Source organism: Acetobacter sp., assembly GCF_047721705.1.
GTDB lineage: Bacteria > Pseudomonadota > Alphaproteobacteria > Acetobacterales > Acetobacteraceae > Acetobacter.
The window spans coordinates 1-10,842 of record NZ_JBDNXK010000103.1; the positions used below are offsets into that span (position 1 = coordinate 1).

General features: G+C 58.0%; 7 protein-coding genes. 3 read left to right on the forward strand and 4 right to left on the reverse strand.

Features of this window, described 5'->3' with window-relative positions; translation table 11 throughout:
• Positions 1 to 86: 86 nt before the first annotated feature.
• Positions 87 to 1,934 carry a hypothetical protein gene (locus ABF824_RS13895; RefSeq protein ID WP_415489601.1) on the forward strand — a complete coding sequence of 616 codons (1,848 nt, stop codon included), beginning with the start codon at positions 87 to 89 and terminating at the stop codon, positions 1,932 to 1,934.
• A gap of 138 nt (positions 1,935 to 2,072) precedes the next feature.
• The gene (locus tag ABF824_RS13900) at positions 2,073 to 3,818 is read left to right on the forward strand and encodes a DEAD/DEAH box helicase (protein ID WP_415489602.1); all 1,746 of its coding nucleotides are present in this window, start codon (positions 2,073 to 2,075) and stop codon (positions 3,816 to 3,818) included.
• Between the two features lie 94 nt (positions 3,819 to 3,912).
• Here ABF824_RS13900 and ABF824_RS13905 read toward each other — a convergent pair whose 3' ends face one another.
• The 3 genes from ABF824_RS13905 to ABF824_RS13915 are packed head-to-tail and all read right to left on the reverse strand — an operon-like array spanning position 3,913 to position 7,740.
• Positions 3,913 to 4,479 carry an NADPH-dependent FMN reductase gene (locus ABF824_RS13905; RefSeq protein WP_415489603.1) on the reverse strand — a complete coding sequence of 189 codons (567 nt, stop codon included), beginning with the start codon at positions 4,477 to 4,479 and terminating at the stop codon, positions 3,913 to 3,915.
• A 36-nt stretch (positions 4,480 to 4,515) separates the two neighbouring features.
• Positions 4,516 to 5,871, reverse strand: coding sequence for an ABC1 kinase family protein (locus ABF824_RS13910; RefSeq protein ID WP_415489604.1), 1,356 nt, complete (start codon positions 5,869 to 5,871; stop codon positions 4,516 to 4,518).
• Positions 5,872 to 5,874: 3 nt separating this feature from the next.
• Positions 5,875 to 7,740 (reverse strand): M3 family oligoendopeptidase, encoded by a 1,866-nt coding sequence (locus ABF824_RS13915; RefSeq protein ID WP_415489606.1) that lies wholly within the window; start codon positions 7,738 to 7,740, stop codon positions 5,875 to 5,877.
• A 119-nt stretch (positions 7,741 to 7,859) separates the two neighbouring features.
• Here ABF824_RS13915 and lepA point away from each other — a divergent pair, with 119 nt between their 5' ends.
• On the forward strand, positions 7,860 to 9,665 hold the full coding sequence (gene lepA, locus ABF824_RS13920; RefSeq protein WP_415489607.1) for a translation elongation factor 4: 1,806 nt from the start codon (positions 7,860 to 7,862) through the stop codon (positions 9,663 to 9,665).
• Between the two features lie 15 nt (positions 9,666 to 9,680).
• Here lepA and ABF824_RS13925 read toward each other — a convergent pair whose 3' ends face one another.
• On the reverse strand, positions 9,681 to 10,787 hold the full coding sequence (locus tag ABF824_RS13925; RefSeq protein WP_415489605.1) for a glycosyltransferase family 2 protein: 1,107 nt from the start codon (positions 10,785 to 10,787) through the stop codon (positions 9,681 to 9,683).
• Positions 10,788 to 10,842: the final 55 nt, after the last annotated feature.

The following is a 10,842-nucleotide window of genomic DNA, read 5'->3' on the forward strand; positions in this document are numbered from 1 at the left end:
CTTTCACAGAATTATTATCTGAAATAGAAAGACAGCAATGTTTTGTCGTAAAACATTCTTCACCCGAAGCGGATAATTTTCGCACCATGCAGTCAAGCCCGACGTTTTCCCGCCGGACCAGAATTCCCTTTGTTCTCGCTCTCTGCGCGGGATCGGCTCTCCTGCCTCATGCTGCCTTCGCAGACGAGCAGAGCGAATCCCTTGAGCTCATGGAGCAACAGATTGCAAAAATTCAGGCACAGCAAGCGCAACTGACCAAGGCGCTGATCGGTCTGCAGAAGCAGCTTGTCGCCAAGAAAACAACATTAGGATCGTCTTCCAGCCACGCTGGTCTGAGCAAGGCCACGCGACAGAGGATCGTTGCCGAGAACAGCCATGTGGAGCAGCCAGCGGAAGAAGAGGAGGAGATCAATCTGAACTCGCCTCGTCCCAAGGCGCATAATCCGACAGTCAAACCCTCCTTCGTGGTGGATGAACAGCCGACTTTCGCCACCGTTACCGCGCGTCGGGCTGAAGATATCATCGCCCACACGGCGGAAAACGGCGTAGGGCCGCATCCGCGTGAAACGGCGGGAGCGCAGGCGGCGGGCGCGGTCGGTGATCGTGGCGTTTTCCATATGGGGCCAATCACCATTGCGCTTGGTGGTTTCGTCGATGCATCCACGGTGTTGCAGAACCGGCAGATGTCGTCAGGCACCTTCACGTTCTGGTCCGGCCTCCCGTTCAAGAACAGCCCGAACTATCATACGAACAGCTTTGAAGGAGGAGCGCGCTACAGCCGCCTTTCCCTCATGCTGCGTGGCAATATTGATCAGTACGAGACGATTTCCGGCTTCTTCGAAACGGATTTCGGAGCGGGTGCCGCCACGACCAACGCCTATGAAAGCAACAGTTACTCTCCTCGTCTGAGGCAGGCCTATCTTGCCTATGATAACAGTCGGGAGAATTTCCACTTCCTCGCTGGTCAGGCGTGGAGCCTGCTGACACCGGGACGTATCGGCATCGTGCCACGGCAGGAAAGTCTGCCGGAAACCATTGACGCGGCCATGCTGGCGGGTCAGACCTGGGCGCGGCAGTGGCAGGTGCGAATCACCAAGGATTTCTTCAAACACAAGCTCTGGCTTGGCCTGTCGATCGAAAACCCGCAGACGTTGTACGACACGACCGGCTTTACCATGCAGGGTGACGAGCGCGCCGTATTGCCGAACGGTGCGGTGGCGACGGTCAACAAGGACGGCACGGGCCTGACCAACAGCGGACCGTTCTCGAACGAGATCGCGCCGGACATCATCGGCAAGGTGGCGTACGATCCGAAATGGGGTCACTACGAAATCGAAGGTATTGCACATTTCGCGCATGACCGCGTGTCGTGGGTGGGCGGGGGCCATAACAACACCGTGCCGACAGGCGGTGGCGGTGGCTCGATGGTGCTGCCGGTTATTCCCCATAAGGTCGAAGTGCGTATCGCGGGGCTGGCTGGGTATGGCATCGGTCGCTATGGCTCCGTGCTGCTTCCGGACGCCACACTTAACGCGCAGGGCAAGCCGGAACCGCTGTTTTCCGCGCAAGGCACCGCTGGCGTCATCGCTCATCCGAATAACCGGCTCGACGTGTATGGCTATTTCGGAACGCAGTGGGCCGGACGCAGCTACTCAACGGTGGGGACGTCCGCTCTGGGCTACGGCAACCCGCTTTCTTCCAATGCCGGGTGCAATATCGAGCTTTCGTCTCTTCCCTGCACAGCCAATATTCATAACGTGATGGAAGGAACGATCGGCGCGTGGTGGCGTTTCCTCAAAGGACGTTACGGCACGGTGGAAGCTGGGGCGCAGCTCGCCTACTCTCATGTCCAGGCGTGGGATGGGGCAGGAGGGCGGCCTCACACATCTGTCAGTCAGATGTTCCTGGATTTCCGCTATCTTCCCTTCCAGTGAGGCGGTTTTTTATCCCATCAGATGGCGTTCCTTGCGGGAGCGCCATTTTTTTATGAAGGGAATGCTGGTTTTTCCCGGCGTTTCTCTCTATTCCCCGCTCTGACTTTCTTTTTCCTTTTTTTAGGACCGATCTTACCCATGCCCTTTCCGGATACCGTAGCCACGCTTGCGCACGCTCTTGCCGAACGTGGCTACCAGGAACCAACGCCGGTGCAGAAAGCCGTGCTGGCGGATGAGGCGCGCGGGCGAGATCTGCTGGTGTCCGCGCGGACAGGTTCCGGCAAGACCGTCGCATTCGGTCTCGCCATGGCTAGCGAAATTCTTGACGCAGAGGGCAAGGCGCTGCCGTGCAAAGCGCCCCTTGCTCTGGTCATCGCCCCGACCCGGGAACTCGCACTGCAGGTGAAGAGCGAGCTTGAGTGGCTTTATGCTGATACGGGTGCTCGCATCGTGTCCTGTGTGGGCGGTATGGAGCCGCGGCGTGAAGCCCGTGCCCTTTCCATGGGCTGCCAGATCGTGGTGGGCACGCCGGGCCGTCTGTGTGACCATTTCTCACGCAAGAACCTCGATCTTTCCAGCCTGAAAGTCGCCGTGCTGGACGAGGCGGATGAGATGCTCGATCTCGGCTTCCGCGAAGAGCTGGAAACGTTGCTCGACGGCACACCGTCTGATCGGCGGAGCTATCTCTTCTCCGCCACGATCGCGCGGGAAATCGTCCGTCTAGCCAAACGCTACCAGCATGATGCCCTGCGGATCGACACGATCGGGGACAACGAGCCGCACACGGATATCGAATATCGCGCCATCCTTGCCGACCAGAGCGACACGATCGGGGCGATCATCAATGTTCTGCGCCTGATCGAAAGCCCTTGCGCGATGGTGTTCTGCCATACCCGTGAAGGGGTGCGGCAGTTGCAGGCGGCGCTTGTGGGGCATGGTTTCTCTTCCGTCGCCATCTCTGGTGAGCTGGGACAGAACGAACGCAGCCGGGCGATCGAGAGTCTCCGCAATGGTCTGGCGCGTGTCTGTGTCGCGACCGATGTGGCGGCGCGTGGCATCGACGTGCCGTCGCTGGGGCTGGTCATTCATGCCAGCCTTCCCAGCAATCCGGCAACTCTGTTGCACCGGTCGGGCCGCACCGGTCGTGCTGGCCGCAAAGGCGAGTGCGTACTGGTCACGGTGCCGTCCAAGAAGCGGCAGGCGGACCGTCTCTTTCAGGCGGCTGGTGTCGATGTGACGTGGAGCACGGCGCCTACGCCGGAAGCCATTCATCAGGCGGACACGGAGCGCCTGCTGTCCAGCGAGGCGCTGACGCGTGAGCCGGTTGCGGCGGAAGCCCCGCTGGTCGAGCGTCTTGTCTCGGAGCGGACGCCGGAACAACTGGCGGCTGCACTGGTGTTTCTGTGGAATCGTTCGTTGCCGCAGGCTGTGGACGTGCGGTCGATTGCGCCGGGTGCGCCCACAAAGGGAAGAGCCACCGATACCCGTCGGGAGCGTGAACCACGCGAGCCTCGTCAGGGACGCCGCGATCAGGCCATGGGGGGAAGCTGGTTCAAGCTGTCCGTCGGGCGGACCGAGAAGGCTGATCCGAAATGGCTCGTGCCGGTCATCTGTCGTCTTGGCGGCGTGACCAAGAAGGATATCGGCGCCATCCGTATCGCGCAGGACTATACGCTGGTCGAAATAGCACCCGATATGGCGACCCGTTTTGCTGACTGTGCGGCGGCGGCCGATGCGGACGAGATTCGGATCGAGCCGGCAAAAGCGCCCGCAGGAAACGAGGCTCCGTCACCACGTGGACGTGCTCCAGGTTCCCGGACCGCCAAACCACCGCGTCGGGATCGTGGTGGCGAGAGAGGCCCGTCTTCCCGCAAACGGAAATAAGAGCCACAGCTCTACATCAGCAGCCTGCTTTCATCAGTGAGAGCAGGCTGGCTGAATGAATTTTCTGAGAAGAAAAACGCGCTGAAAAGTAGGATCAGGAACGTAGCCTGCGGGCCAGATCAGCTAGAGCGGAAATCTGCTTTGTAATATACGCGCCGGTTTTTGCATCCGTCAGCACAAGCTTTTCTGGATCGACCTTCTGAGTGCTCTGCCCGATCATGATTTCGGGTTTATTGAGCACGAAAGCATCGAGAAACACCAACATCTGCCGCAGGTGATATTGCGCCCGGGCGCCCCCAATCGCGCCGGGTGAAGCGGTCTGAATCGCCAGAGGCTTACCCGTGAAAGGCTGAGGCGAAAGGCGTGACAGCCAGTCAATGGCGTTTTTCAGAACGCCCGGCACGGAATAATTATATTCCGGCGTCACGATGATGACGCCATCGGACGCCTTGATCTGCGCCGCCATTTTCAGGACAGGTTCTGGAAAACCTTCATCCTGCACATCCGCATTGTAATGCGGGAAATCACCAATGGAACCGAGGAAGGAGACATTCACGCCTTCCGGGACCAGAGAAGGGAGCGTTCGGGCAACCGCCGCATTGATCGAATCTTTGCGAAGACTACCAATCAGAACCACGAAATGCAGTGTATCGGCGGACATGACATTTCCTTCCCTGATATCTCCACGACGGTGGAGTCAGATATACCGCTCCAGTCCAGCGACCCTGATTGCCTCTTTCTGACGTGCCGCGAGAGCGTCTTCGTCGAAATCCGCAATGAGATCCTGGAACATGCGATACCAGTTCAGCTTGGCTCCCAGCCGCATGAAGACTGAGCCTAGGCCGATTGCGGAACGGTCCACCAGCACAAATTCACCCGGCGGCTTGACGCCTCCTGTCTTCTGCAGGCCAGCATGTACGCGCCCGGCGATATCGCGGCCGAAAATCGTCTCGACGTTTTCGTTGATGGTCCGGACACGATCCTCCATCAGCGGGCCATAAAGGAAGCTCGCCCATTCGTTGAGAATGTTGATGGTTTCACGCGACAGATTGGTGAAGCCCCACATTTCATAGGCTGCTGCGGCCCGTTCCTCGTCCTTGTTGCGCAATGCTTCGCAGAGTTCGATCACGCCCTTCACCAGACGCGGGCGGAAGATGCGGATCGTGCCAAAATCGAGCAGGTTCAGGCCAAGATCATTACGGACGGTGTAATTGCCCATGTGCGGATCGCCATGAATCACACCGTAGCGATAGAACGGCACATACCATGCCTCGAAGAGCGCGCGGGCCATGTCATTGCGCTGTTCCTGCGAAGGGTTGGTGTCGAGGACTTTCTGTAATCCCTGCCCATTCAACCACTGCATTGTCAGCAGGCGACGGGTGCAGAGCGTATCCACCGTCTTTGGCACCGTGACCAGATCGGAATCGGCCAGCATGTAATCGTAGAGCCGGATATTCGCGGCCTCACGCTGATAATCCAGTTCCTCGCGCAGGCGCTCCGTCAGTTCCTCAATGACGTTGTCCTGTTTGATGGCGTTGTCGAGCTTGTGATAGACGCCCATCGCCATGCGGAACTGCTTGAGATCGGCCTCAACGGTTGTCGTCATGTCGGGATATTGCAGCTTGCAGGCTACGACTTCGCCGTTTTGCAGGATGGCTTTGTGCACCTGCCCGAGGCTTGCCGCCGCCGCCGCTTCGCGCCCGAACTCCTTGAAATTCTTCTGCCAGTCCGGTCCCAGTTCAGCCGCCATACGGCGTCGCACGAAGCTCCATCCCATCGGTGGTGCGTTGGACTGGAGTTGAGCCAGTTCTGCGGCATATTCATCAGGGAGTGCCCCCGGAATGGTCGAGAGAAGCTGGGCCGCTTTCATCAAGGGCCCCTTCAGACCGCCGAGAACGCCCTTGAGATCTTCCGCGTGTGCTGCGCCGTCGCCCTTGATGCCAAGCTTGTGTCCTGCGAGTCGCGCGGCGATGCCACCGACCGTGCCTGTCGTGCGGACCATACGTCGGAATTCGCCAAACAGGCCTGTGCTGTCGAGATCTTTTTCCGCCATGATTCAGGCCACCTCAAGCTGGTCAATGAAACCGGAAATAACGTCCAGCCCCTTGCGCCAGAAGCCCGGGTCGCTGGCGTCCAGACCGAACGGCGCCAGCAGTTCACTGTGACGTTTCGTGCCGCCTGCTTCGAGCATGGCGCGATAATTTTCCCGGAAGTCTGGCGCGCCCTGCTGATAGACTCCGTAAAGCGCGTTCACGAGGCAATCGCCGAAAGCATAAGCGTAGACGTAAAACGGAGTGTGCACGAAGTGCGGCACATAGGACCAGTATGTGTCGTATTCAGGCGTGAAGTTGAAGGCTGGACCGAGACTTTCCGTCTGTACATCGCGCCAGATTGCGCCGATCTGTTCGGGCAGCAGCTCACCCTCGCGACGGGCATGATGCACGCGGCTTTCGAAACGGTAGAACGCGATCTGGCGTACAACCGTGTTCAGCATGTCCTCGACCTTGGACGCGAGCAGCAGACGTTTCTGGGTAGGATCTTTCTCTGCATCAAGCAGATACTGGAACGTCAGCATTTCACCGAACACGCTAGCCGTCTCGGCAAGCGTCAGTGGGGTGGAAGACATGAAATAACCCTGCTTCGCCGCCAGAATCTGATGCGCGCCGTGGCCGAGTTCATGTGCCAAGGTCATGACGTCGCGTGTGCGACCGCGATAGTTCATCAAAACATAGGGGTGCACAGAGGGGGCGACCGGATGGGCGAATGCTCCGGAGGACTTGCCGGGAACGGGGGCGGCATCAATCCAAGGCTTGTCGAGAAATTCGCCGACAATTGCGCCGAGCGCAGGATCGAAACCTGTATAGGCATGGCGCACGATGGATTTTGCATCGGCCCACGGAATATCCTTTTCCCGCATGCCGGGCAGCGGCGCGTTCCGGTCCCAGTGTTCCAGCTTTTCAAGTCCGAGCCACTTGGCCTTCAGGCCGTAATAACGGTGTGAAAGGCGCGGGAAATCGTCCACCACGGCTGAAACTAGGGCGTCCACCACTTCGTCTTCGACCATATTCGCGACGTTGCGGTAGGATTCGGGACGCGGATAGTGGCGCATCTTGTCAGAGATGGCCTTGTCTTTCGCCAGTGTGTTGGTGATCAGCGAGAACAGCTTGATGTTCTCGCCTAACACGGTGCCGATCGCCTTGCCTGCTTCCTCGCGGCGCGTGCGATCCGGGTCGGACAGCAGGTTCAGAGCCTCTCCGAGCGTCATCTCGCGGCCTTCGAGCGGGACGCGCAGCCCCCCCATCTGCTCATCAAACAGCCGGCACCACGCAGATGCGCCCGTGACGGATTTCTCCAACAGTACCTGTTCGATCTCGTCCGAAAGCTGATGAGGACGGAACATGCGGTGATCACGCAGGAAGGGCTGCCAGTGGGCGAGCGCCGGGGACGCTGCGATCTTCTCCTGTAGCGCCTCTTCCTCGATGAGGTTCAGCTCCAGCGTGAAGAAAAGCTGGTCGGCGGAGATGTCCGAGAGCGTCTCGCGCACGAACTGGCTGAATTTGCCGGTTTCCGGATCAGCCATGTCAGCCGAAAAGGAAAGCGAGGCGTAGGCACCCACCTTGCCCAGTGTTTCGTTGATGGCCTGACAGGTCTCGATGGCGGCTGCCAGTTCGTCTCCGGACAATGTGGCGACCCGGCCTTTGTAGCGTTCCGAAAACGCCTTCGCCTCGGTGGCTGTGCGCTCGAGATCGGCTTTGACAGCTGGCGAGTCGGGACTCGCGTAAAGATCCGACAGATCCCACCGCGGCGGCGTGTCTTTCATGTCGTTTGCGGTCGCTGTCGCGCCATCCGCAGCCTGCAAGGCAGACGAAGCCGGAGAGAAGGAGCGGGCAAGTGGGAAGGGAAGGGGAGCCTGATCAACCATGTTGGAACTGTAGCGCGACATGAAGCGGGAGGCGAGACCGTCCGTATGCGGGATGAGGATCGTCTTTTCCCATGTTTTCCCGTGCTGACTTTTCCCGCTTTATCCCCTATGGAGCGGGCATGACCGACACGCCTCTTTCCCTGATCCGCAACTTCTCGATCATCGCCCATATCGACCACGGCAAGTCCACGCTTGCTGACCGGATGATTCAGGCCTGTGGAGCGTTGACCGCCCGCGAGATGACGAATCAGGTGCTCGACAACATGGAGCTCGAGCGCGAGCGCGGCATCACCATCAAGGCGCAGACCGTGCGCCTGACCTATCCGGCCAAGGACGGCAAGACTTACATTCTGAACCTGATGGACACGCCGGGCCACGTTGACTTCGCTTACGAGGTCAGCCGTTCGCTCGCTGCCTGTGAAGGTTCGCTGCTGGTTGTGGACGCCTCGCAGGGTGTGGAGGCGCAAACGCTGGCCAACGTGTATCAGGCCATCGACGCCAATCACGAAATCGTGCCCGTCCTCAACAAGATCGATCTACCCGCAGCCGAACCCGAGCGGGTAAAGGCGCAGATCGAGGAAGTCATCGGCATCGACGCCGAGGACGCCGTGGAAATCTCGGCCAAGACCGGCATCAACATCGAAGGCGTGCTGGAAGCTGTGGTCACCCGACTGCCTCCGCCGACCGGTGACGCCGATCTGCCGCTCAAGGCCATGCTGGTGGATAGCTGGTATGATCCGTATCTCGGTGTCATCATCCTTGTGCGGATCAAGGAAGGCCGCCTGAAAAAGGGCGCGCGCATCCGCATGATGTCCACGGGCGCAACCCATCTGGTTGATCAGGTCGGTGTGTTCGCGCCGCGCATGGTGCCGGTGGATGACCTCGGTCCGGGCGAAATGGGCTACATCAACGCCGCCATCAAGACCGTCGCCGACTGTAACGTGGGCGACACCATTACTGATGACCGCCGTCCGGCGGAAAAGCCGCTTGAAGGCTTCAAGCCGTCCATTCCGGTGGTGTGGTGTGGCCTGTTCCCGGTCAACGCGGATGATTTCGACAAACTGCGTGACAGCCTCGCCAAGCTGCGCCTGAACGACGCTTCCTTCCATTATGAAGCCGAGACGTCAGCCGCGCTGGGCTTCGGGTTCCGGTGTGGCTTCCTTGGCCTGCTGCATCTGGAGATCATTCAGGAGCGTCTATCCCGCGAGTTCGACCTTGATCTGATCGCGACCGCGCCATCCGTCGTCTATCACCTGAAGATGCTCGATGGGACGGACGAGGATCTGCACAACCCGGCCGACATGCCCGATCCGATGAAGATCGAGTATATCGAAGAGCCGTGGATCAAGGCGACGATCATGGTGCCGGACGAGTATCTCGGCGCCGTGCTGACGCTCTGCACCGAACGGCGTGGCGTGCAGGTTGATCTGACCTATGTCGGCAATCGCGCGATGGCGGTCTATCGTCTGCCGCTCAACGAGGTTGTGTTCGATTTCTACGACCGTCTCAAATCTCTGACGCGTGGTTACGCCAGCTTCGACTATCAGATGGATGGTTATGAGCAGAGCGATCTCGTGCGGATCTCGATTCTCGTCAATCAGGAACCGGTGGATGCGCTGTCCTTCATCGCGCATCGTTCGGCAGCCGAGAGCCGTGGCCGCGCCATCTGTGCCCGTCTGAAAGACCTGATCCCCCGTCAGCTTTTCAAGATCGCCATTCAGGCGGCCATTGGTGCGCGTGTTATTGCCCGTGAGACCATCGGCGCGCTGTCCAAGGACGTGACGGCGAAGTGTTATGGTGGTGACATCTCGCGTAAGCGCAAGCTGCTGGAGAAGCAGAAAGAGGGCAAGAAGCGGATGCGGCAGTTCGGCAAGGTCGAAATTCCGCAGAGTGCGTTCCTTGCGGCCCTCAAGATGGATCGATGATCTTGGAGGCGTGCGTTACGCCGGGAGAGGCGTAGCGCTGTCCTTGAGCTTTTTTGAAGAGCGTAATCTTTTTAAGAATTTAAGCGCTGCCGCAGGGCTTCCTGCCTGGAGAGCCAGAGAGAGCGCTGCGTTTTTGTGTGCATGCTGCCAAAGGTGCAAAAGGGTCATTGTCAGGATTTCAGAGAGTTCTTTGTCCCCGGTGAGATTTCGCGCCCAAAACTGAATGTCACCGCGTTCTGGAATGAAGCGCCGGGTTTTGAGAAATTCGGCATATTTTGCCGCACAGGCATGGGAAAGCCATCGTTTCTCTTTGGTGTTCAGTTCAGGCGCAATCGATTGCATGAGATGATCCCATGTTTGCAGGGATCGAAATCTTTCCAGATTTTCAGTGGAAAACGAAAAATCCGGACGTCCTTCCAGTCTTCTCTGTTCCGAGAGAGCGGCAAGTTCGGACCAGAAGGTCGACTGTCGTAGACTGGAAAGCGAACCGGAGGTGGTTGATTGCTGATGGACGCGGTATTTTCCAAGAATCTCTGGAATCACGTGCAGACGTCCGAAATGACGCAACCTCCAGTAGAGATCCGTATCTTCGGCTGAACGCAATGAGCGGTATCCTCCGGCTTGATGAAAAACCGAAGCGCGCAGCATGAGCATGGGCTGTGATATATAGGGTTCTGACGCTGGGAATGTGTAAGGGTCTATGTTCTCAAGAGGAAAAGTATAGACCGGTTTATCTTCCGGCGTTCCATCAGAAAGAATGTTTTTTACATAGGAACTGACGGCAGCGCAGTCCCTGTTTTGTTCAAGATATTCAACCTGTTTTTCAAAGCGCGTGGGAAGTGAAATATCGTCCCCATCATGGCGCGCAATGAAAGGTGCGGTGCAATACTGGAGGCCGTTCTGAAGTGCGGCCACAATGCCTTTATTGTTCTGTTTGTAATATTCTATGCGGGGATCTGTGTTTTTCTTTTGAAGGATTATGTCTTCTGTCTGATCTGTGGAGCCGTCGTTGACGATGATGATTCGTATATCGTTGAGGGTCTGATTCTGAATGCTTGTCAAAGCTTCTTCTATATAGTGTCCACAATTATAGACGGTCATCAATACGTCAATTTTAGACATATCTATTTTCTTTCAGGCGAATTCTAATTTTGATATACGAGATATAATCTAGGTA

Bases quoted from the DNA above. Each gene is read 5' to 3' on its own strand.
- ABF824_RS13895 (WP_415489601.1), top strand. From the start codon at position 87: ATGCAGTCAAGCCCGACGTTTTCCCGCCGGACCAGAATTCCCTTTGTT.
- lepA (WP_415489607.1), top strand. From the start codon at position 7,860: ATGACCGACACGCCTCTTTCCCTGATCCGCAACTTCTCGATCATCGCC.
- ABF824_RS13915 (WP_415489606.1), bottom strand. From the start codon at position 7,740: ATGGTTGATCAGGCTCCCCTTCCCTTCCCACTTGCCCGCTCCTTCTCT.
- ABF824_RS13900 (WP_415489602.1), top strand. From the start codon at position 2,073: ATGCCCTTTCCGGATACCGTAGCCACGCTTGCGCACGCTCTTGCCGAA.
- ABF824_RS13910 (WP_415489604.1), bottom strand. From the start codon at position 5,871: ATGGCGGAAAAAGATCTCGACAGCACAGGCCTGTTTGGCGAATTCCGA.
- ABF824_RS13905 (WP_415489603.1), bottom strand. From the start codon at position 4,479: ATGTCCGCCGATACACTGCATTTCGTGGTTCTGATTGGTAGTCTTCGC.
- ABF824_RS13925 (WP_415489605.1), bottom strand. From the start codon at position 10,787: ATGTCTAAAATTGACGTATTGATGACCGTCTATAATTGTGGACACTAT.